The 23016-nt window shown below is 55.9% G+C and carries 19 protein-coding genes; 8 read left to right on the plus strand and 11 right to left on the minus strand.

Translation table 11 applies throughout. The annotated features are described in order from the left end of the window. Nucleotides 1-43: 43 nt before the first annotated feature. The 5 genes from crr to cysZ all read right to left on the minus strand — a co-directional run bounded on the left by crr (nt 44) and on the right by cysZ (nt 4923). Nucleotides 44-553 carry a PTS glucose transporter subunit IIA gene (gene crr / locus ACKWMY_RS14585; protein WP_021807057.1) on the minus strand — a complete coding sequence of 170 codons (510 nt, stop codon included), beginning with the start codon at nt 551-553 and terminating at the stop codon, nt 44-46. Between the two features lie 49 nt (nt 554-602). Then, nucleotides 603-2330, minus strand: coding sequence for a phosphoenolpyruvate-protein phosphotransferase PtsI (gene ptsI, locus ACKWMY_RS14590; protein ID WP_021178689.1), 1728 nt, complete (start codon nt 2328-2330; stop codon nt 603-605). A gap of 46 nt (nt 2331-2376) precedes the next feature. After that, nucleotides 2377-2634: a phosphocarrier protein Hpr gene (gene ptsH / locus ACKWMY_RS14595; protein WP_024484477.1), complete on the minus strand. Its 258-nt coding sequence runs from the start codon at nt 2632-2634 to the stop codon at nt 2377-2379. Nucleotides 2635-3036: 402 nt separating this feature from the next. Then, a complete protein-coding gene (gene cysK, locus ACKWMY_RS14600; protein WP_199062377.1) occupies nt 3037-4005 on the minus strand; it encodes a cysteine synthase A in 969 nt (322 codons plus the stop codon). A 156-nt stretch (nt 4006-4161) separates the two neighbouring features. Then, nucleotides 4162-4923 carry a sulfate transporter CysZ gene (gene cysZ / locus ACKWMY_RS14605; protein WP_024527124.1) on the minus strand — a complete coding sequence of 254 codons (762 nt, stop codon included), beginning with the start codon at nt 4921-4923 and terminating at the stop codon, nt 4162-4164. 222 nt (nt 4924-5145) lie between these two features. Here cysZ and zipA point away from each other — a divergent pair, with 222 nt between their 5' ends. From zipA to ACKWMY_RS14620, 3 genes are all read left to right on the plus strand, one after another. Then, the gene (zipA, locus tag ACKWMY_RS14610) at nt 5146-6102 is read left to right on the plus strand and encodes a cell division protein ZipA (protein WP_024527125.1); all 957 of its coding nucleotides are present in this window, start codon (nt 5146-5148) and stop codon (nt 6100-6102) included. Nucleotides 6103-6179: 77 nt separating this feature from the next. Then, the gene (ligA, locus tag ACKWMY_RS14615; RefSeq protein WP_261161716.1) at nt 6180-8201 is read left to right on the plus strand and encodes an NAD-dependent DNA ligase LigA; all 2022 of its coding nucleotides are present in this window, start codon (nt 6180-6182) and stop codon (nt 8199-8201) included. Beyond that, on the plus strand, nt 8201-8416 hold the full coding sequence (locus tag ACKWMY_RS14620) for a DUF3820 family protein (RefSeq protein ID WP_021178683.1): 216 nt from the start codon (nt 8201-8203) through the stop codon (nt 8414-8416). The genes ligA and ACKWMY_RS14620 overlap by 1 nt, the downstream gene beginning before the upstream one ends. Before the next feature lie 38 nt (nt 8417-8454). Here the strand turns inward: ACKWMY_RS14620 and ACKWMY_RS14625 are convergent, their stop codons facing one another. The 3 genes from ACKWMY_RS14625 to ACKWMY_RS14635 all read right to left on the minus strand — a co-directional run bounded on the left by ACKWMY_RS14625 (nt 8455) and on the right by ACKWMY_RS14635 (nt 11927). Next, nucleotides 8455-8904, minus strand: coding sequence for a FlxA-like family protein (locus tag ACKWMY_RS14625; RefSeq protein ID WP_024527127.1), 450 nt, complete (start codon nt 8902-8904; stop codon nt 8455-8457). Nucleotides 8905-8955: 51 nt separating this feature from the next. Continuing rightward, nucleotides 8956-9504: a nucleotidyltransferase family protein gene (locus ACKWMY_RS14630; protein ID WP_309048503.1), complete on the minus strand. Its 549-nt coding sequence runs from the start codon at nt 9502-9504 to the stop codon at nt 8956-8958. 125 nt (nt 9505-9629) lie between these two features. Beyond that, nucleotides 9630-11927 (minus strand): TonB-dependent siderophore receptor, encoded by a 2298-nt coding sequence (locus ACKWMY_RS14635; protein WP_409486502.1) that lies wholly within the window; start codon nt 11925-11927, stop codon nt 9630-9632. Nucleotides 11928-12234: 307 nt separating this feature from the next. On the opposite strand from ACKWMY_RS14635, the gene fes reads away from it, so the two are divergent. From fes to ACKWMY_RS14660, 5 genes are all read left to right on the plus strand, one after another. Then, the gene (fes, locus tag ACKWMY_RS14640) at nt 12235-13587 is read left to right on the plus strand and encodes an enterochelin esterase (RefSeq protein WP_308872580.1); all 1353 of its coding nucleotides are present in this window, start codon (nt 12235-12237) and stop codon (nt 13585-13587) included. 10 nt (nt 13588-13597) lie between these two features. Beyond that, a complete protein-coding gene (locus tag ACKWMY_RS14645; RefSeq protein WP_024527131.1) occupies nt 13598-13804 on the plus strand; it encodes an MbtH family protein in 207 nt (68 codons plus the stop codon). Nucleotides 13805-13845: 41 nt separating this feature from the next. Beyond that, a complete protein-coding gene (locus ACKWMY_RS14650; protein ID WP_409486503.1) occupies nt 13846-17793 on the plus strand; it encodes an enterobactin synthase subunit F in 3948 nt (1315 codons plus the stop codon). 251 nt (nt 17794-18044) lie between these two features. Next, nucleotides 18045-18476, plus strand: a complete 432-nt coding sequence (locus tag ACKWMY_RS14655; protein WP_065682998.1) for a hypothetical protein — start codon at nt 18045-18047, stop codon at nt 18474-18476. Continuing rightward, on the plus strand, nt 18473-19894 hold the full coding sequence (locus ACKWMY_RS14660; protein ID WP_024527134.1) for an FKBP-type peptidyl-prolyl cis-trans isomerase N-terminal domain-containing protein: 1422 nt from the start codon (nt 18473-18475) through the stop codon (nt 19892-19894). The genes ACKWMY_RS14655 and ACKWMY_RS14660 overlap by 4 nt, the downstream gene beginning before the upstream one ends. A 151-nt stretch (nt 19895-20045) precedes the next feature. On the opposite strand, the gene ACKWMY_RS14665 is transcribed toward ACKWMY_RS14660, so the two are convergent. The 3 genes from ACKWMY_RS14665 to fepD are packed head-to-tail and all read right to left on the minus strand — an operon-like array spanning nt 20046 to nt 22943. Continuing rightward, on the minus strand, nt 20046-20846 hold the full coding sequence (locus ACKWMY_RS14665; protein ID WP_024527135.1) for an ATP-binding cassette domain-containing protein: 801 nt from the start codon (nt 20844-20846) through the stop codon (nt 20046-20048). Further along, entirely contained in the window at nt 20843-21868 is a 1026-nt protein-coding gene (fepG, locus tag ACKWMY_RS14670) for an iron-enterobactin ABC transporter permease (protein ID WP_409486504.1), read from the minus strand. Before fepG ends, ACKWMY_RS14665 begins: the two co-directional genes overlap by 4 nt. 1 nt (nt 21869) lies before the next feature. Then, a complete protein-coding gene (gene fepD / locus ACKWMY_RS14675) occupies nt 21870-22943 on the minus strand; it encodes a Fe(3+)-siderophore ABC transporter permease (protein ID WP_409486505.1) in 1074 nt (357 codons plus the stop codon). Between the last annotated feature and the right edge of the window lie 73 nt (nt 22944-23016).

Genomic DNA, 23016 nt, shown 5'->3' on the forward strand with positions numbered 1-23016 from the left:
AAATGGCGCCGATAAAGGCGCCATTTTTACGATCGAACCGCGATTACTTCTTGATGCGGATGATCGGGGTCTCGCCAACGGTGACGCTGCCGGACAGTTTGATCAGCTCTTTGATCTCGTCCATGTTGGAGATAACCACCGGAGTCAGGGTAGACTTGGCTTTCTCTTCCAGCAGGGCCAGATTGAACTCGATAATCACATCGCCTTTCTTGACGCGCTGGCCTTCTTCCGCGATGCGTTTGAAGCCTTCGCCTTTCAGTTCAACGGTGTCGATACCAAAGTGCACGAACAGCTCAATGCCGCTATCAGATTCGATAGAGAACGCATGGTTGGTTTCGAAAATTTTACCGATAGTGCCGTCAACCGGAGCAACCATTTTGTTGCCAGCAGGTTTGATAGCAATGCCATCGCCGACGATCTTCTCGGCGAATACGACGTCCGGTACATCTTCGATATTGACGATCTCGCCAGAAAGTGGAGCGACGATCTCGATAGTGCCCATGTCTTTCTTGTCATCAGAAACCAGAGACTTCAGTTTATCGAACAAACCCATGATCTTCTCCTAAGCATTAAATTGGGCGGCGTTCCAGTGTCGTGGAATTTTAGCAGAGCGTTTTTTCTTCGATGAACTTATTGACGCAGTTCATCAAATCCTGTGCCGTTGGTTGTTCCAAGGCCTGCGCTGCCAATGCCTTCACATCTTCGAAATTGGTATTACGAATAATTTTCTTGATGCGCGGGATTGCAATCGCACTCATGCTGAACTCATCCAGCCCCATGCCCAAAAGCAACAGTGTAGCACGCTCATCGCCAGCCAGCTCGCCGCACATACCGGTCCACTTGCCTTCTGCGTGAGATGCATCAATAACCTGTTTGATCAGGCCAAGCACTGATGGGGACATCGGGTTATAGAGATGAGAAATCAGCTCGTTGCCGCGATCTACTGCCAGAGTATACTGGGTTAAATCGTTTGTCCCAATACTAAAGAAGTCGACTTCTTTCGCCAGGTGGCGAGCGATCACTGCCGCAGCTGGTGTTTCCACCATCACGCCCACTTCAATGCTCTCGTCAAAGGCTTTGCCTTCTTCACGCAGCTGCGCTTTCAGCGTTTCCAGCTCGCCCTTCAGATCGCGCACTTCTTCCACCGAGATGATCATCGGGAACATGATGCGCAGTTTACCGAAAGCAGAGGCACGCAGAATGGCGCGCAGCTGAGCGTGCAGGATTTCCCGGCGGTCCATCGCGATACGGATCGCGCGCCAGCCCAGGAACGGGTTCTCTTCTTTTGGCAGGTTCATGTACGGCAGGTCTTTATCGCCGCCGATGTCCATGGTACGGACGATAACTGCCTGTGAGCCCATGGCTTCCGCAACGGCCTTGTAAGCCGAGAACTGCTCGTCTTCGGTTGGCAGTGAGTCGCGGTCCATGAACAGGAATTCGGTACGATACAGGCCGACACCTTCGGCGCCATTGCGCTCCGCACCGGCGACGTCGCGCACGGTACCGATGTTGGCACAGACTTCAACCTGATGCCCGTCCAGCGTGATCGCCGGCAGGTCTTTCAGCTTGGCCAGATCGTTTTTCTCGGTGACGTATTGGGTATGAACCGCTTTCAGCTGTTCAATCACCTCGGCCGTCGGGTTGACGTAAATCTTGTTGTTAACCGCATCCAGGATCAGGTAATCGCCGTTTTTCACCTGGGTGGTCACGTCGCTGGTGCCAACGATAGCGGGCAGTTCCAGGGAGCGAGCCATGATCGAGGTGTGGGAAGTACGGCCACCCAGATCGGTGATGAAGCCCAGCACTTTGTCCAGGTTCAGCTGTGCGGTTTCTGACGGTGTCAGGTCCTTCGCGACCAGGATCACCTCATCTTGAATGGCGGTCAGATCAACAATCGCCAGGCCCAGGATGTTTTGCAGCAGACGTTTACCGATATCACGCACGTCAGCCGCGCGCTCTTTCAGGTATTCGTCGTCTAATTCTTCCAGCGCTTTCGCCTGGCCTTCGATCACGGTGTAGGCTGCCGCATCGGCAGACGCCAGATCGTCTTTGATGAGGGCTATGATTTCCTGCTCAAGCTCTTCGTCTTCCAACAGCATGATGTGGCCTTCGAAGATCGCTTCTTTTTCTTCGCCGAAGGTTTCGCCTGCCTTGGTTTTGATTACTTCCAGCTGTTCAGACGCTTTGGCGCGGCCTGCCAGAAAACGTGAGATTTCCTGCTCTACATGGTCTGCAGAGATTTTTTTCCGGTTGATGACAATTTCATCTTCCTTCAGCAAGAGAGCCTTACCAAAAGCGATACCCGGTGATACTAAAATGCCTGAAATCATAACCCTACCTTACTCTTGACTGGTGTTAACTAAAAAGACGGGCCGATTACTCAAGCTCTGCCATCAGTTTTACCAAGTGCTCAACGGCTTTCTGCTCGTCTTCACCAACGGCTTCGATGGTGACTACTGTTCCTTGGGTCAGGCCCAGAGTTTGCAGCTTAAACAGGCTTTTGGCGCTAGCGCTCTTGCCGTTGGAAGTCACGGTGATGTCAGACGTGAAGCCTTTGGCTTCTTTTACGAACTGAGCGGCAGGGCGAGTGTGCAGACCATTCGGAGCGGTGATAGTCACTTCTTGCTGGAACATTGATGTTTCCCCAACTTATCGGATTTAAGGTTGTGGAGCTAAAGTTTAGCCTAATGGCGTGATTTTAGCTTGTCTGGTTAGCGCCTGACTATGGTACAGGGGCGAGCGTTGATGCAACATAAAACGACGCTTTAAGCATTTCAGATCAAAAAATCCGAGCATCTGGCGTTGTTTCAATCAGCTCCCCATTATGCCGTGTTTTTCGCTTGAGCGACAAATGAGTAAATCGATTCAGCTCAAACAATGGCAGGAAGGTGATTAATTTTGCGCATCGAAATAATTGACCGGTTAAATACTAAAGCCAGCGGCGAAAATCAATCGTTGAGTGGTGTAAACTTTGATCCAGTCCACAAAAAAAGCACCTGAATAGGTGCTTTTTTAGCTATTTGTGCACTGTTTGCGCTATTGCTGCAGTTCCTGTTCGGTGAACAGATCGGCAAACAAAGCGGTGCTCAAGTAGCGCTCACCTGAAGAAGGCAGAATAACCACAATTGTCTTGTCGGTAAAGTCGGCTTCTTCGGAAAGTTTGACGGCGGCCGCCACGGCGGCACCGGAAGAAATCCCGGCCAGGATACCTTCTTCTTCCATCAGACGGCGTGCCATGCTGATGGCTTCGTCGTTGGTGATCTGCTCGACGCGGTCAACCAGGCTCAGATCCAGGTTGCCAGGAATGAAACCGGCACCGATGCCCTGGATTTTGTGCGGACCGGGTTTGATTTCCTGGCCTGCCAACGCCTGGCTGATGACCGGTGAGTCGGTCGGTTCAACCGCCACTGTGGTGATGGCTTTGCCCTTGGTGTTCTTGATAAAGCGGCTGACGCCGGTCAGCGTACCGCCAGTGCCGACGCCCGCGATAAAGACATCGACCTCGCCATCGGTATCTTCCCAGATTTCCGGGCCGGTGGTTTGTTCGTGGATTTCCGGGTTGGCCGGGTTGCTGAACTGTTGCAGCAGGATGTAGCGATTCGGATCGGTGGCCACAATCTCTTCGGCCTTGGCGATCGCCCCTTTCATGCCTTTGGCACCTTCGGTCAGCACCAGATTGGCACCCAGCGCCTTGAGCAGTTTACGACGTTCGATGCTCATGGTTTCCGGCATGGTCAGCGTGAGCTTGTAGCCCCGTGCCGCGGCGACAAACGCCAGGGCGATACCGGTGTTGCCACTGGTTGGCTCCACCAGTTCTTTGCCTGCGCTAAGAATGCCACGTTTTTCAGCATCCCAAATCATATTGGCACCGATGCGGCATTTGACGCTGAAGCTCGGGTTGCGAGATTCAACCTTGGCGAGAATGCGTCCGTTGCCGATACGGTTCAGACGAACCAGCGGCGTATGGCCGATTGTTAATGAGTTGTCTTGGTAAATCTTGCTCATGGCCCGTCCTTATAACTCTATGAAATGTAGGGAACATCGAAAGCATACGCTAACGGTCTCGGCAGGGAAGTAAAGAATTGGTATATCGATATGTTATTAGAGAATAAGTTTTAATCACAATAGCAAGGGCGCAAGAAGCGCCCTCAAATAAAGCCGTTAGTGACGAACAAATTGTGCACGATAACGGTCTACCCACATCGCCGTGGCACCGCAGACCGCCACCGGCAGGATCACCAGATTGAGGATGGGGATCATGGTGAACAGGCTGACCAACGCGCCAAACTGCAGGTTGTCGGTTTTGTGCTGGCGCAACGCCTGGCGCATCTCGGCGAAGCTGACCTTGTGGTTATCAAATGGATAATCGCAGTATTGAATGGCCAGCATCCAGGCGCTGAACAGGAACCACAGCACCGGTGCCAACGTTTGGCCGATGCCCGGTATAAAATAGAGTAACAGCAGGCCCAGCGCGCGCGGCAGGTAATACATCAGTTTGCGCCATTCACGGGACATGATGCGCGGCAGATCTTTGACCACGCCGAGCATACCGGTATCCGGCAACGGTTTGCCAGTCAGGCTGCCTTCGAGCTGTTCCGCCAACAGTCCGCAAAACGGGGCGGCGATCAGGTTGGTGATGGTGCTGAACAGGTAACTGAACACCAACAGCACGGAAATGACCGCCATCGGCCAGAGTAAATAACTCAGCCACTGTAGCCAGCTTGGCACATGGCTCATCATGCTCGGGATCCAGTCGCCCAGTTGGCTGAACAGCCACCAGAAGGCAGAACCCATCAGCAGCACGTTCACCAGCAACGGCAAGACGACATAGCGTTTAATACCCGGGCGCGAAATCAGGCGCCATCCTTGGGCAAAATAATGGAAGCCGTTGGTGGGTCCGACAGGGGGAGGAACATAGGACATATCTTAAGATTTTCTCTTTGGCTAAACAGGCTAACCTATCATATAGGGTTGATTTTCCACTGGCTAGAGCCACATTGGCTGAAAAAACAGCAAAAAAATGCCGGATAATCATCTTTATTGGCATAAAGTTCAGCACGGACTTGCACTTGTGCCTGCGGGCAAATAGAGTTAAAGAGTGAATGTTTGCCGCGGTGGCAATGTCTTGGAACAACAGAGATAGCAATGATGCAGGATTTGCGTCTGATATTAATCGTTGTTGGCGCGATCGCCATAATAGCGTTGTTATTACATGGTCTTTGGACCAGCCGTAAGGAACGCTCGTCCCTTTTTCGCGATCGCCCAGCCAAACGCTCGAAAAACGAGCGTGAACCTACTCCACTTGATGATCCTGCCGAAAGCGTGGGAGAGGTACGTATCCGTGCCACTCGCGCTGAAGTTGAGGATGAGCCATCAATGGGCCATATCGATGTCGCACGCGAAGAGCCGGTAATTGCACCAAGGCCAGCTCCAGCAGCTCAACCTGCGTCTCGGCCAGCCCAGCCCGCGCCGCTTTCTCAGCGGCCGGAGTATGATGACATCCTGCTGGATAACTATGCCCAGGACGAGGACGAAGAGCCGCAGCAACCTGTTGTGCGTCGTGAGCCGCGCGTTGACGATATGCCTCCGGCTACCGCTCCTGCGCCAGAGCCTGCTTTCCAACATGCAGAGCCTGTGCCTGAACCGCAGCCCGCGCCGGAATCGTTGAAACCGGCAAAATTGCAGGAAACCGTATTGGTGCTGCACGTCGCTGCTCATCAAGGTGGCGTTATCGGGGGGGAAGTCTTGCTGCAGAGCGTGTTGCAGGCGGGTTTCCAATTTGGCCAGATGAATATCTTCCATCGCCATATCAGCCCGGCAGGTAGTGGTCCCGTGCTGTTCAGCCTGGCCAATATGGTCAAGCCTGGCTCATTCGATCCGGAAATGATGTCCGATTTCTCCACGCAGGGCGTCTCGATGTTTATGATGGTGCCGTCTTACGGCGACGCTAATCAGAACTTCAAGCTGATGCTGCAATCGGCACAACGTATTGCCGACGATGTGGGTGGCGTGGTGCTTGACGATGAGCGCCGCATGATGACCCCGCAAAAGCTGGAAACCTATAAAGCACGTATCCGCGAAGTGTTGGAAAACAACGCCTGACCGGTTGCCTGCGCACTGCATAATCCGTAATCCAGAACCCCCGCCAGCCGGGGGTTTTTTATCTTTGATGGTGAGCCATGGCATCGATTAACGAAACAATCAATCAACTACGCACCTCATTGCGCCATCACGAATATCAGTATCACGTACTCGATGCGCCGGAGATCCCGGATGCGGAATACGATCGCCTGATGCGTGAGCTGCGTGAGCTGGAAGAGGCCCATCCTGAGCTGATCACCGCCGATTCGCCGACGCAGCGCGTCGGGGCCGCCCCTTTGGCGGCGTTTGATCAGGTGCGGCATGAAGTGCCGATGCTGTCGTTGGACAACGTCTTTGATGAAGAAAGCTATCTGGCGTTTTACAAGCGCGTGCAGGATCGCCTCAAAAGCAGCGAGCCGCTGACCTTCTGCTGTGAGCTGAAGCTGGACGGGTTGGCCGTCAGCCTACTGTATGAAGATGGCGAGCTGGTGCGTGCCTCCACGCGTGGTGATGGCACCACCGGGGAAAATATCACCTCTAATGTGCGCACTATCCGCGCCATCCCGCTGCGCCTGACTGGCGACAATATTCCGCGCAGGGTGGAAGTGCGTGGCGAAGTCTTTATGCCGCATGCCGGCTTTGAGCAGATGAACGAAGAGGCGCGCCGCAAAGACGGCAAAATCTTCGCCAACCCGCGTAACGCGGCGGCGGGCTCGTTGCGTCAGCTTGATCCGCGTATCACTGCCAAGCGCCCGCTGACCTTCTTCTGCTACGGTGTTGGCCTGCTGGAAGGGGGCGAATTGCCACGCAGCCATTGGCAACGCTTGATGCAGTTTAAAGCCTGGGGCTTGCCGGTGAGCGATCGCGTTAAGCTCTGTACCGGTAGCGATGAGGTGCTGGCGTTTTATCGTCAGGTAGAACAGGACCGCATCAATCTTGGCTTTGATATCGACGGCGTGGTGGTGAAGATCGACGATATCGATCTGCAAGAATCTCTGGGCTTTGTTGCTCGTGCACCGCGCTGGGCTACGGCATTCAAGTTCCCGGCGCAAGAGCAGCTCACCGTGGTGCGTGAAGTGGAATTCCAGGTCGGGCGTACCGGTGCGATTACGCCGGTCGCACGTCTTGAGCCAGTATTGGTGGCCGGGGTGATAGTCAGCAATGCCACGCTGCATAATGCCGATGAAATCGAACGCCTTGGCCTGCGCATCGGCGATACGGTGATCGTGCGCCGTGCCGGGGATGTGATCCCGAAAGTGGTCGGGGTGATCGAAGATCGTCGCCCGCAGGACGCGCGTGAAGTGGTATTCCCACAGCATTGCCCGGTGTGCGGTTCCGATGTGGAACGAGTGGAAGGCGAAGCCATTGCGCGCTGCACCGGCGGGCTGATCTGCGGTGCCCAACGTAAAGAGGCGCTGAAGCACTTCGTTTCCCGCCGGGCGATGGACGTTGACGGCATGGGCGATAAAATTATCGAACAACTGGTCGATAAGGAATATGTCAAAACGCCAGCCGATCTGTTCCGTCTTTCCGCCGGTCTTCTCACCGGGCTGGATCGCATGGGGCCAAAATCGGCACAGAATCTGGTCAACGCCTTGACCACCGCCAAACAAACTACCTTTGCGCGCTTCCTGTATGCGTTGGGTATTAGGGAAGTGGGTGAGGCTACAGCAGCCGGTCTGGCAGCGCACTTTGGCTCGTTGGAGAAGCTGCAAGAGGCCGACCTGGATACGTTGAAACAGGTCCCGGACGTGGGCGAAGTGGTAGCCAGCCACGTGGTGAACTTCTTTGCCGAAGCCCATAACCAACAGGTGATCGCCGAGCTGATTAGTCCAGAAATCGGCATTAACTGGCCTGCTCCGATCGTGGTGGTAGCTGAAGAGATCGACAGCCCGTTTGCCGGTAAAACCGTGGTGCTGACCGGTTCTCTCAGCCAGCTTTCCCGTGATGAAGCCAAAGATCGGCTGACGGCGCTGGGGGCCAAGGTCAGTGGCAGCGTATCCAAGAAAACCGATCTGGTGATCGCCGGTGAAGCTGCTGGCTCCAAGCTGGTCAAGGCACAGGAACTGGGGATCGAGGTGATCGACGAGGCAGAGATGATCCGCCTGCTGGGGGCCTGATGGAAAAAGAGAACCTGATTGAAATCGCCAACACCGTGATGCCTTTTGGCAAATACCAGGGCAGGGTGCTGATTGACCTGCCGGAAGAGTATCTGCTGTGGTTCGCCCGTAAGGGCGAATTCCCCAACGGCAGACTGGGAATGCTGATGGAAATGACGTTGGCGATTAAAATTGAAGGGTTGGATCACCTGATCAAACCCCTGAAGAAAAGCTGAGTCGATGGGCGTAACGCCATGTTGCGCCCCTTTATCGTCTAGATATAAACGTCCACGGCGTTGGCGTCGGTCGGGCGGTTAACCCCATCACCGCTCATGGCTTTGGCCATCTGCTCTTGCTGCTGTTTTTCCATTTCTTGTTTCTGAATGCGCGCGATCTCAGCCTGGAGCATTTCAATCTGGCTCATGATCAGCTGTTTTTGCTGTTCGATCTCTTGAGTGTCGCCACCCGAGTCTTTCAGTTCGATCAGTTTTTGCTGCAGGTTCTGGATCTGCTTATACAGCGCTGCAATACGTGACGCCGCGCTGCTATCTTTTGGGGTTACTGGCGCATCATTATCAGTTTTCTTGGATTTCTCCCCTTCAGGGACATTGTTAACCGGTGCCGACATCAGTGCAGCCCCGCCTTTACCCGTGGCGGTGAATACCTCGCGGACTCCGGCAATCGGGTTCTTGATGGGCACAATCATGGTAATGTTGGTCGACATGCGATCCTCCCAGGCAGCTTGCCAAAGGTATCGGCAAATCGCGGCAAAACTTTACCTTGGCATCAGCTTTAGCCGTGGCCAGAGTTCGAGCCACTGTTTCTCCACTACGCGCTGCTCGAAAGCGGCCAGGTTGTTGCTCTTGGGATTGAAGGTGATGCTGTGATTGAACAGCGCCTGTAGGCCAAAAGGGGCAACGAGCTGGATGCTGCCATCGGCCTGCAATCGGGCACCCACGGCGGTTTCGATCTCCGTCCAATAACTGATGGCGTCTTCGCTGTCGCGATAGGGCGCGCGGTGACTACGCAGGTGCATACGCGCCTGATTCTTAACCGACCAGGGTTGTGCTGACCACTCCAACAGGCGCGACTCCAACATTTGGTCGCGCTCGGCATCGCTATGGCGCGAATCAAAATGGATCACATCGATATCATTAAGCGGCGTGCTGGCCGTAAAACCATGCTGCCGGTCCCACACCAGATTACGCACGAAGCCCGCACCCAGGCACCAATCGTTCAGCCCGAGCCGCCGGGCGGTCGCCAATGCCTGCATACGTTCACTATCTTGGCGTAACCAATCAATAATTTGTTGCTGTGGATCCATCATTTCTCCTTTGTCACCGCTACTCTAACCCGAAATGGGCAGCAGCGGGATCGGGATGATTGAGGAAAACGGCAAAAAAAAGCGCGGCATAAGCGCCGCGCTGAGATTGACTTGGTAGCACACATTTAGAACTGGGTGTTCAGGCTCATAAAGTAAGTCCGACCCGGTTCGTTATAGGTTGCCGCCCCGGCACCATAGATATTGACTGCCCCGGTGACTGGGTTACCTACGTTTTGCGAGTTACCGGAACGGAACTGGCGTTTGTCGAACAGGTTCTCGATTCCCGTCGTCACGCTGACATTTTTAGTCAACGCATAGGTGCCGCTCAGGCCAAAGATTGCGTAAGGGCTGACCTCATGAGTTTCCGGCCCAGCGGTTGGCTCCCCACGGTAGTTGTATTTCTTCGGCTTTTGACGGCCATACCAGGTCGCTGTGGTCTGCAAAGACAGATCCTGCGTGGCCTGCCAGCTCAGGGTTGAGTTGATGGTGAACTTGGGAATAATCGACAGGTAATCACCGGTAGTTTTATTCTCGTTCTCAATCATGTAGGTAGCGTTGTTGTTCCAGGCTACCGTTTCGCTCACCGGCACGTTCAACGTTCCTTCCAGACCCTGGATCACCGCTTTAGGCACGTTCTCCCAGCGATAGATATCGGTTTTACTGGCGTTAGAGGCCGTTGGCGAATAGCCCGCTTCGATCTTGTTGCGGTAATCGTTACGGAAGTAGGTGATGCCGGCCAGCCAACCTTCATGGTGGAATTCCAGCCCGATCTCTTTGTTGATGCTGTTCTCGGCCTTAAGGTCGTCATTACCCATCAGATAGCAGCCGGTCCCCGTCGAGCTGGCGGCACAGCCCTGGCCTTTGCTGTAGAGAATATAATCGCCGTTGCTCTGGAACAGGTTGGGGGCTTTATAGGCGCGAGCGATACCCATTTTCAGGGTAAACAGATCGCCCAATTCCTGTGACAGGTTAAGCGACGGGCTCCAGTTGTTACCGGCCATGGAGTGGTGATCATAACGCAGGCCTGGGGTCAGCATTGTGGTATCAGTCAGTTCAATATTATCTTCGGCAAACAGCGAGAAGATATCTGCGGAGGAATACGGACTGCGGTTGGTACTATTGGTACCTGGGATCGCTCCCCCGGTATTAGTGCCGGTCAGCGACTGGGTGGTCGAAGAAGGATCTTTCATTTTCTGCTGGTTCCACTCGGTACCCAGCGTGGCGGTTTGCGGCACCCACATATCGAACGGAATACTGACTTCACTATGGGCCAGGAAATCGTCCAGACGGGTGGTGTTGTAACTGTCGCTGGCGAAGATCCCTTCCAGGCCCCCGGCCAACCCTTCGGCTAAACGGGTATTGCGCGTGCGCTCAAACTGGACGTAGTTGTTGGTGCTAACGCCGTTATCCCATGCGCCACGATAATTGACCGCATAGGTTTCACGATACATACGGTTGGTTTCTTTACCGTAGTTGCTCTGCACCAGTGCATTGGTGTTGGTGTTCTGGGTATCCCCGGCGTACAGGTTGCCCTGGCGGCCATAGGCGTACTGGAAATCCAAGGTCTGCAGGTGGGCGAATTCCCAGCTCAGCAAGGCATCGATATTTTTGTCGACCACCCCTTCACGACCGGCAGGCAGAGTATTGGCATAGGAGCCGGTACGTTCGGACTGATGTCCCTGGTTGATATCCCAGGCGTCGGCCTGCGTTTTGCTGTAGCCACCAAACAGACGGAAGCTCAACTGATCGCTTAACGGGCCGGAAAGGCTGAAGTCGGTACGCTTGGTAGCGCCTTCATCCTTATGCTGCGGTACGTTGAAATAACCGTTCAGTGTTCCGTGCAGGTCCTGGCCAGCTTTTTTGGTGATGATGTTGACCACGCCACCTGCCGCGCCGTTACCGTAGCGGGCAGCCGCTGGGCCACGCAGCACTTCGATACGTTCGATCATCTCCGGCGGCACCCAGGCGGTATCGCCACGGGTATCACGCTCACCGCGCCAGCCTTGGCGCACCGAGTTACGGCTGCTGGCCGGTTTGCCGTCGATCAGGATCAGGGTATTTTCTGGCCCCATACCACGAATATCGAGTTGGCGGTTGTTGCCCCGCTGGCCGCTGGTGGAGTTACCGGTCAGGTTGACCCCTGGCATGGTACGGATCAGCTCATTGATATCACGAGCGGGAGGGCGTCTTTTGATTTCTTCGGCAGTGATGGTGGAAACGCCGGGAGCTTGAAGGTTTTGTTTGGCGGCGGTGACGACGATGACATCTTCAGAGGCGGATTCTTTTTTGCTTTTCTCAGCCAGCGCGGCGCTGTCTGAGGGGGGGGCCGTTTGCTCGGCATTGACCGTAACGGAAAATGCAGATGTGCCCAATCCTAACCCGATGAGTGTGGCTAAAGAATAACGAGATAACTTCCGATTCATTTTGAGGTTCCTACCTAACAACCCTTCCTGATGCGGCGCTATGTGACAACCGGTCACGGAACGGTTTGTTGTAGTTTTATTGTGTAGTCGAAAATAGTAACGAAACCCAGAGGCCAGGCTGACTGGCAGCAAGATCCCGCTCAATAATTCGGCATCCATCCCTGTTGAAGAATGCCCGCTCTATTTCAAGCTTGTATACACTATTGCAAATGCAAATAATTATCAATAGTATTCCTTATGCCGTTTGGTATTTGGGAACCGGTGAGTCGCACGGCGTGCCTTGCCAACAACACAATGAGTGGGCGTTTTGAAAACTGAACAACAACCAGCAAGCAGTACGTTTTTGGCGAGCAAGCATGCAGGGAGCCACGGTTGGTGGCTGGATATCGCCCGGCGTGGCACCCCTTTGGTGGAACCGCTAGATAATGGGCGATGGAAGGTAACGTTCTTGTGGCGCGATCCTCAGGGCGGTGAACTGACCTCGGCTTATCAACGAGTCTGGATCCATATCAATTGCCTCACCGATCATCATCAAGCTTCTCCTCCTCAGAGCCTGCAACGCCTCACTGGGTCGGACGTCTGGTATTGGCAAACCGAGCTGCAAGGCGACTGGCGCGGTAGCTACTGTTTTATCCCCTGCATGGAGGATCGTCCGTTCGAACCTCAGGGGGATAATCCCCACGCCAACATGCTTTCTATTCGCCACTGGTGGCACCAGGTGTTTGCCAACGCAACTCACGATCTGCTTAATCCTTACCGCGCCTGGCCTGGAGTCGGGGGGCATACTCTTTCTGGCCTGCATATGCCACAGGCTCCTCAACAGCCGGCCTGGCGGGACTTTGACAACTATGCCGTGACCAGCGGCCGCTGTACGCCTGCACCTCCAGCCAAACTGCAACGGCATACCTGGCATAGCCAGCGATTGGGAACCTCCCGCCACGTCTGGATCTACTCCACCGGTGAAAGTAACCCGGCGGCGCGGCCATTGGCTATTTTGCTGGACGGCCAATTCTGGGCCAATCAGATGCCGGTCTGGGATCCGCTGATGCAACTGACGCGTACTGGCCAACTGCCGGAGGCGGTCTACCTGCTGATCGACGTGATCGACCAGCAACACCGCGCACGGGAACTGACCTGCAACGATGAGTTTTGGTTGGCCCTACAGGAAGAGTTATTACCGCAATTGGCCGACTGGGCACCGCACAGCCGTGAGGCTGCCAATACCGTAGTTGCAGGGCAAAGCTTTGGGGGCTTGGGGGCGCTCTATGCTGGCCTGCGCTGGCCGGAATATTTTGGTGCCACCATCAGCCAATCGGGCTCTTTCTGGTGGCCACGCCGCGATATGTTGCAGCTCCCCACCGTGCCGGAGGATGCCTGCTGGTTGATCCGCCAGGTAGAAGAGCGGCAGTTGGGTGCGCGCGGCAAGCTGAAGGTGTTTTTAGAGGCTGGGGCGCATGAAAAGCTGGTCCACCGGGTGAATGACCGCATGGCGGCCCTGTTAAACGCAACCGGGCATCAGGTGCAATATCGGCTAGTGGAGGGCGGGCACGATGCGCTGTGCTGGCGTGGTGGCTTACTCGATGGTCTACAAGCGCATTGGTCGGAGTTGGTCAACCTCCGTGCCGCATTGAAGCCGTCCGCCAACCCTCTTCATGCTTAAGGAGCAAGTAATGGAAACCTTAAACCCGTTCGATGACGAGCAGCAAGTTTGCTACGTCCTGCGTAATGAAGAGCTGTTTTACAGCCTATGGCCGGATTTCAGCGCCATCCCGACTGGTTGGGTCAGCGTTTTTGGCCCGGCGTCCCGGGAGCACTGCGTCAACTGGCTAGAACAGAATTGGCAGGATATGCGGTCCGCATCACTGCGTAAGGCGTGATGGAGACGCAGCAGCAAGAACCGACAACAGGAGCGAACGTCGTGTCAGAAACCTCTATTTTACCCACCGGGCAACAGGTGACCGTTGAGTTGCCATTGGTGGCCGCGCAGCCCGGTATTTGGGTTGCCGATCAAATTTCACCGTACGGCAATGCCTATGCGGTTGCTCATTATATCGAGCTGAATGGCCCGCTGGACAAAGACCACCTGTTACAGGCGATCTCACTGGGCCTGGCTGAAGTGGATACCTTACGGCTGCGTTTCGTCGAGCGTGATGGTGTGCCAATGCAGTATTACGACGCCACGATGCCGTTGGCTGCGCCGGAATGGATTGATTTAAGCGACTCGGCGGATGCAGAGGCGGCGGCCCACGCGTTGATGCAGATCGACCTTGGTGCTGAATTACGAGTGAGCAGCGGCAAACCGCTGTATCGCCATATCCTGATGCGTCTGGCCGACGATCGCTGGTTCTGGTATCAGCGTTACCATCATCTGGTGGTCGATGGCTTCAGCTTTACCGCCATTGCACGCCGTATCGCCAATATTTATACCCGCCTATGTCAGCATGAGCAGCCGGAACCGACGCCGTTCACGCCTTTTAGCGATGTGGTGGCGGAATATCAGCAATACCAGCAATCCCCTGGTTATCAGCGTGATGCCGATTTTTGGTTGAACAAGGCACGGCAGTTGCCCATGCCAGCCACCCTATGCCCGCAACCGTTGGCCGGGCAGGCACCCTCGACGCGTATTCACCGCTTGGCACAGTTCTGTGCCGCGCAGGATCTTGCACCACTGGTCAGCGTAGGCCAGCAACAACAGCTCAGCGCTGCCGATATGGCGATGGCGCTGGTGGCCGTGTGGGTGGCTCGTCTGACAGGGCAAACCCGCTACAGCGCCGGGTTTATTTTTATGCGCCGCATGGGCTCGGCTGCGCTTTGTGCCACCGGGCCAGTGATTAACGTGCTGCCGGTGGAGATGCACGTCACGCCGCAGGCTACGCTTGCCGATATCGCCGCGCAAATCAGCCGTGAACTGAAGTTTGCCCGCCGCCATCAGCGCTATGATGCCGAACAGGTACAGCGCGATCTGGGGCGTATTGGCGACAGCCAGCCGCTGTATGGCACCGTCTTCAACTTCAAGATGTTCGACTACCAGCTCGATTTTGCTGGTATCAAAGGGATCACTCACGATCTGGCTTCTGGCCCGGTGCGTGATTTGGAAATCGCCTTGTTTATCGACGAGGTGGGCACGCTGAAGATTGAGCTATTGGCCAATGCCGAGCGTTATCAGTTGGCCGAATTGACGGAGCACTTACAGCGCTTGCCGCTGTTGCTGCGGCAGTTTGCGGCCCAACCGACATTGCCGGTGAGCGAAGCCGATTTGCTGAGTGAAAAAGATCACGCACTGCTGGCCAAGGTGAATGACACCGCTTATCCGGTGGCAGCCCAGACCCTTAGTGGTCTGCTGGTCGAGCAGGCGAATAAAACCCCGAATGCCCCGGCGCTGGCAGATGAATACCATCGGTTTAACTACCGCGAAACTCGCGAACAGGTGATCGCTCTGGCCCAGCGTTTGGTGGATCAGGGTGTGCAACCGGGCGACATCGTGGCCGTGGCATTGCCGCGTTCTGTCTTCCTGTCGCTGGCGTTAATGGCGATTGTGGAAGCGGGGGCGGCCTATTTACCACTGGATACCGGCTATCCAGATGAGCGCCTCAGCATGATGCTGGAAGACGCAGCCCCACGTCTGATTATCACCGATGCCTCCCAACAGGCTCGTTTTGTGGGGCAGGGGGAAGTGCTGTTATACGATGCACCACTGGTAGCCACCGCCGCTGCACCGAGTGCGATCCAAGGCCCGACGCCGCATCATCCGGCCTATATCATCTTCACATCCGGCTCAACCGGGCGGCCAAAGGGCGTGTTGGTTGGGCATCAGGCCATCGTTAACCGTTTACTGTGGATGCAGCATCAGTACCCGTTGGCGGCAGATGATGTGGTGCTGCAAAAAACGCCGTGCAGCTTTGACGTCTCGGTGTGGGAATTCTTCTGGCCATTGATAGTGGGCGCGCAGTTAGTGATGGCACCGCCGGAGGCTCACCGCGATCCTCAACAACTGCAAACGCTGATCGATCGGCATAAAGTCACTACCATGCACTTTGTTCCTTCGATGTTGGCGGCCTTTGTCGGTGCCTTGGACAGCACAACCGCCATCGCCCATTGCCAGCCACTGCGTCAGGTGTTCTGTAGCGGTGAAGCATTATCGGCAGAGTTGTGCCGCTTGTGGCAGAGCCGCACTCAGGTGCCGTTGCATAACCTTTACGGCCCTACCGAGGCGGCGGTGGATGTGACCTGGCATCCGGCCTTTGGTGACGCCCTCGCTGCTGTCACCGGTGCTAACATCCCTATTGGTCTGCCAGTGTGGAATACCGGTTTACGCATTCTCGACGCGCGCTTACGCCCTGTACCGCCGGGCGTAGCTGGCGATCTTTATCTGACAGGCGTGCAACTGGCTCATGGTTATCTGGCCAGGCCGGACCTTACCGCCAGCCGCTTCGTCGCCGATCCGCAGGGCAACGGTGGCCGGATGTATCGCACCGGTGATGTTGCCCGTTGGCTGCCAGACGGCTCGGTAGAATATCTGGGGCGCAGTGACGATCAGCTGAAAATTCGCGGTCAGCGGATAGAACTCAGTGAGATCGACCACGCCTTGCTGTCATTGCCGGGCGTACGTCAGGCGGTGGCTCATGCCTTGGTATTGGAGGGCACGGTTGTCGATACGATGGGCGGCGATGCCCGGCAACTGGTGGGTTACCTGGTCCCACAGCCCGGCGTACATCTGGATAGCGAAGCCCTACGTGCCGCGCTAGCCGATCGCTTGCCGCCGCATATGGTGCCGATCGCCCTGGTTGAAATGGCCGAGTTGCCGCTTAGTGCTAACGGCAAGCTCGATCGCAAAGCCTTGCCACAGCCGCAAACCGGGGGGGGAAAGGCCGGGCGTGAGCCGCAACCCGGGTTGGAAAGCGAGATTGCTGCCGTTTTCGCTCGTTTGCTTCAGCGCGAGCAGGTATTTGCCGATGACGATTTCTTTGCCCTGGGTGGGCATTCATTGCTGGCGATGCGCCTGGCCGCCGAGTTGCGGCGCGATCTGGGTAAAGCGGTGTCGGTTGGCCAGGTGATGGTCGCTTCGAAAGTGGAACAACTGGCTCAGCTACTGGCGGAAGAACGAACGCAGGAAGAGGCCGACCAGTGCGGTTTCGACAGCGTGCTGCCGCTGCGCGTTACCGAAGGCCCAACGCTGTTCTGCCTGCACCCGGCTTCCGGTTTCTCCTGGCAGTTCAGCGTGCTGCCGCGTTATATCGATCAGCATTGGTCGTTGGTGGGTATCCAGTCTCCACGGCCGGAGGGTCCTCTGGCACTGGGTGAGGATATGGATCAGGTCTGCGATGCGCATCTGGCCACGGTATTACAGGTACAGCCACACGGCCCGTATCACTTTATCGGTTATTCCCTGGGGGGAACGTTGGCTCAAGGTATCGCAGCTCGTTTGCAGGCGCGTGGGGAGGAGGTGGCTTTCCTTGGCTTGCTGGATACCTATCCGCCGGAAACCCAGAACTGGGATGTGATGCTGGACGACAACGTGCTTAAAGAAGTGCAGCGCGAGCGTGAGCAGTTCCTGGCGGTATCAGAAGATACGCTCGATCCGGCGTTGGGCGAGGCGCGGGTCGCGATGTTTGACAATATCGAAGCCAACTACGCGGATTCGGTCAGGCTGTTGTCACACACCCATACGGCGCATTTCCAGGGGCAGGCGACGCTATTCGTGGCCAAGCGCACCTTGCAAGCTGGCATGGATGTGCAGCAGACCTGGGCGGAATATGTCGATGCGTTGCAGGTGTTTGAACTGGATTGTGCGCATGTGGATATCGTTTCACCGGCTTCGTTCAAGGTGTTGGGCCCCTTGTTGAACCGGGTGTTGCGGGCACTGTAACTGTAATGCCATGTGCAAACAGCAGGTTAAAAACGACAGTGAGCCGTTCTCGCTGAAAAACATTTCCTGGTGGAGTGTCTGCGATAAGTGGCAGGAGATCTAACGCGGCACTTGCCCTGTTGCTGTTGCCACCAAGTATGACCTGTCTTATCATCCCAACCGGGCAATAGCAATATTGCCCGCCAATGGAGGCGATCCGCGTGCGCACGGGCAGCGGTGACGGACATTATCCAGTCAGGAAGGAATAAAATTTGAAACAGCTTCAGAAAACCCGTGGATACCGGCAGCCACTGCTTGCCTGTCTGATCATCGGCAATGTCCTGCTGATGGCTGGCTGCGCGAATGAACGCCCGGTCACCTCGTTTGTCACACCCACTGCGGAGCCTACGCCTGTTGTCGTTGAAACTCCGCCATCCCCGCCAGAACCGACGCCTATAAGCAGGTGTCAGAGCGATCTTGCCGCGTTGCAAACCGTTAGTCCTCGGACCTATGCGGTCAGGAAGGCCAATTTTGACAGCCTGCTGGCCAACGCCTCGTTTTACAGCGGGGTACGCGGTGATGTGAACGCATTGACCAAAAATACGGTAGACGCACTGTATAAATATAAAACCAATCAGCTGTGTGCACAGATCGGGCAGGACTTGCTTAACGGACTGATCCGCAAAATGGAGAGCGTGAAATGAAGTTGGGGTTAAAGTATGGTTTGGCCTTGAGCCTGACGTTGCCAGTGGGATGCGCATTGGGTGCAGAGCAACTCAAGGATGACAGGGCCAGCACCATCCAGGCCTTGGAAGCGATCACCAGCCAAGAGAGTGAGGCTCCGGCGTTGTTGTTGCTGAGCCCTTCACAACTGAATGAGATCAGCCCTCCCGCAGAAAGGAAAGTGAGTAAACCCTCCACCAATACCAAGACCCGCGAGTCAGCGCCCCTGCAAGCGCAAATCAAACAGTTAAATGCTGCCCTTGCTCAACGTGACCAAGAGCTGCAGCAACTTCGTCAGGCTGCACAGCAGGATGCAGATGCTCGCGCCGAGGTTAGCCAGTTGAAAAAGACCCTGCAGGAGAATCTGCAAGCGACGGAGCAGATGCAGCAGGATATGGTGGCTGCGGCGACGGCTAAAGGTGAGAACTCCAACGAAAACGGTAGGCTACAGCAGGCGCTGGACCAAAGCCGCCAACAGAGCTCGGCGTTGCAGAAGCAGTTGGCTGCCTTGGCCAAAGCACACACCGATAATAGTGAGGAAAACAAGGCGTTGCAGGCAGAGTTGAACGACAGCCGTCAACAGGCCGAACAAGCGAAACAGGCGTTGGCTGAGTTATCGGCGAAAACTGAAGCTAAACCCATCTTGCAGCTTGCGCTGGATGAAAGCCTGCAAAACCAACTGACGATGCTGAAAGTCGCCAACGAACAGCAACAGGCGGAAAACAGCCGGCTGCAGCAACAGTTGGCTACACAGCCACGAGAAATCATAGAACCGAAGTCAGAGCTTGAGATCCGTGATTATGCCATCGGTAGTTCCCTGGCAGAAGACATGTTGGCCTTGCTCAAACAGCGGGCGGCTCAGGGAGTTGAAGTGGACAGCCGTCTGGCGCTGGCGGGGGTGCAAGATACCTTCGCGGGCAAACTCAAGCTGCAACCGGAGCAGATCGACAAGGCGTTGGATGCCAGCGAAAAGTTGGTGCAACGTAATGCACAGCAGCAAAAATTGGACACCGAAAAGGCAGGGGCACGTTACATCGAGCAGTTTGCCAAGCAAAAACAGGTGAAAAAAGAGGCTTTAGGCTACTTTTACCGGATCGATAAGACCGGAAAGGGGACTATCGGCGCAAACAACATGATCAGCGTGGCGGTGAAAGAGAGCCTGATCAACGGTAAAGTCGTCAAGGATATGCAGGCGGCAGGCACCTCGGTCACCCAGTTACTGAGCAGCTATCCACCGATATTCAGAACGGCAATCTCTAAGCTGCAAAATCACGGCAGTATCACGATGGTCGTACCGCCAAGCTTGGCTTACGGCGATAAAGGCCTGCCCCCTGATATCTTGCCGGGTTCGACCATGGTCTATAACGTCACGGTCTTGGATGTCGCACCTGCCAAGTAAATGGAGCACGGCTGTGGCTGCCTGCCTAAAGGCTTCCAACCTTGGGTGGCCAAAGTTAGTTAGAGGGCTCTCGCGCTCACGGTGATGATCTGTCAGTAGGGCCATCGGCTATCAGCCGGTGGCCTGATTTTCATCGTGAGTTTGCTGGCCGCTATTTCCCCAATGGCACCACCAGCGGCGTATGCGAAACCGGATCGTCGATGATCACGCACTTCAGCCCGTAAACCTCCTCGATCAATTCTGGCGTAACAATGTCTTTTGGCGAGCCCTCGGCCACCACTTTGCCGTCGCGCATGGCGATCAGATGGGTGGCATAGCGGCAGGCATGGTTGAGATCGTGTAGCACCACCACCAGCGTGTAATGATTCACCCGGTTCAATTGGCGCAACAGCTCCAACAGATCGATTTGGTGAGTGATGTCCAGCCAGGTGGTCGGCTCATCCAGCAGCAGCAGCGGCGTTTGCTGGGCCAACACCATGGCGATCCACACCCGCTGGCGTTGCCCACCGGAAAGGGTATCGACGGGTTGATCGGCCAACTGTGCCACGCCGGTTGAGCGCATGGCCTGTTCCACTGCCTGCTGATCTTCTTCGCGCCAGCGGCTGAACAGGCTCTGATGAGGGTAGCGGCCACGGGCAACCAGATCGAACACCGTGATATCGCCTGGGGCAATTGAGCTTTGTGGTAACAGGCCCAGTTGGCGTGCGACTTCCTTGGTGGGATATTCCCGGATTTGTCGGCCATTCAGCCACACCGAGCCCGCCTGGGGTTGCATCAGGCGGCTGAGGGTGCGCAGCAACGTGGATTTACCGCAGGCGTTTGGCCCGATTATGACCGTCAGTTCGCCATGAGGAATAGACACTGAAAGATCGCGTGCGACGATTTTCTTGTCGTAGCTCAGCGTCAGGTTTTCGGCACGCAGCGGTGCGGTTAACGGGGTTTCAGCATTCATTTTTTTCGTGACTCACGGATAAGTAACCAAATCAGATAGATGCCACCGATGCTGACGGTCAACACACCGACCGGCAACTGATAAGGCATAAACAGGCGCTGCGCTGCCACATCGGCCGCCAGCAATAATAGGGCACCGGTCAGCGCGGTGAGCAGCAAGACGTTCTGATTGGCGCACAGGCGGCGGGCAATTTGCGGGGCGACCAGAGCAATAAAGGAAATCGGCCCGGCCACGGCGGTGGCGGCAGCGGTTAGTATCACTCCGACCAGCAGCAACAGCAGCCGGGAGCGTTCAACCCCAACGCCGAGTGCGCAGGCGGTGTCATCCCCCATTTCCAGCAACCGCATACGTCTTGTCAACGTCAGCAATACCAGTAACGCCAGCAGCAGCACCGCCAGCACCGGCAGGCTTTTCGCCCAGGTGATGCCGTTGAGGGAACCGGCGTTCCACAGCCCAGCTGTCATAGACGCTTCCAATGAGGCGCTGATGATCATCCAGGTATTGGCGGCCAGCAGCAGGGCACGAACGGCAATCCCGACAATGATCAGGCGGAAGGTTTCTACCCCGTTGCTCCAGGCCAACAGATAAACCACCCCGGCGGTAAGCAGGCCACCGGCCAACGCCCCAGAGGTAATGCCGATAACGCTGCTGTTAAACAGCACGATGGCGACCAGTACGCCGCTATAGGCTCCCGTATTGAAACCAATCACGTCAGGGCTGCCGAGCGGGTTACGCAACAGTGACTGGAAAATCGCACCGCTGAGGCCGAGCGCTGCCCCCAACAGTAAAGCCATGGCCACACGTGGCAAACGCCACTGGGTGACGATCACCGCAAGATTGGTCGGGCCTTCGCCGAGTAACGCGTCGATCACCTGAGCAGCGCTGAGCTGCAAGGTACCAGAACCGAGGGCATAAACCGCCAGCGCAAGGCAGGTGAGCAACAACAGCAGGGCAGTTGCTAAAGGACGCGCCAGCCGAAACGGCTTTTTGGCGACGATTTGGCGGGAAACCAACAGGCTCATCTTATCCTCCCCGCCGGAACATACGGCGCTGGCGCACCAGCATAATCAACATTGGCGCGCCGATCAGGGAAAGTACGATGGAGACCCGCAGTTCCCCCGCAACCAGAAAGCGCCCCAATAAATCAGCGCTCAGCAGCAGGATCGGCGTTAAAACCAGCGTCCAGGGCAGCATCCAGCTTAATTCGGAACCCGCTAACCGCCGGGCAATGTGGGGCATCATCAGTCCGACAAAGGCAATAGGACCAACGGCGGCGGTAGCTCCGCCACACAGCAGCGTTATAGCTAACAGGCCAAGCAGTTGAGTGCGGATAATCCCGGTGCCGAGCGCCGCTGCAAGCTCACTCCCCATGCTTAAGCTGTTCAACGCCTTGCTAAGCCACAGGGTGATCAGCGTACCCAGCAGGATTGGCAATGCTACGGCACGTACTACCGCCATATTCTGAATGTCTAGCGAACCGGCCTGCCAGAAACGCAGCTGATCGAACACCAAAGGATTGAGCAGAGCGATGCCGGTGGTCATCCCTTCCAGCACAGCGGCCAGCGCTACCCCGGCCAGCGTTAGGCGCACAGGATTAACGCGGCTGCCGCCCAATGCGCCTACCAGCGCCACCAACAGCGAGGCAAACAGCGCCCCGGCAAAGGCGAACCACAGATATTGGCTGACGTTGGTCGCACCAAAGAAAGTTATGCCCAACACTACGGCGAAACCGGCTCCGGAGTTAACTCCTAAGATGCCAGGGTCTGCCAGTGGGTTGCGGGTGAGGGTTTGCATCAGCGCGCCAGCCAGCCCAAGTGCAATGCCAGCCAATACGCCGATCAGGGTGCGTGGCAGGCGTGCTTCTGTAATGATGACGCAGTCTGCGCCGCTGCATTGGCCGCTCAGAGCGGCAACGACGTTACTAAAAGGAATGGATTTAGCCCCCAGCGATAGGCTGAGCATCATTACCAACAGCAGCACGGCAAAGGCGCACAGCAGGCCAAACAGGCGCTGCCAGAAGGAGCGGGATAACCCCAGAAACAGTATGCCCCTGCGGTCAGGAAGCGGAGGAGAACAATTAGGTGTAAGCCGGAACATGACAGCCCATTTTAACTGAATATCAATGATATCTATTATCATTATTGATTGTATTTATCTATGGTAGCATGGC

Origin of the sequence: Serratia sp. J2 (genome assembly GCF_046269175.1) — a bacterium.
Classification (GTDB): Bacteria; Pseudomonadota; Gammaproteobacteria; order Enterobacterales; family Enterobacteriaceae; genus Chania; species Chania fonticola_C.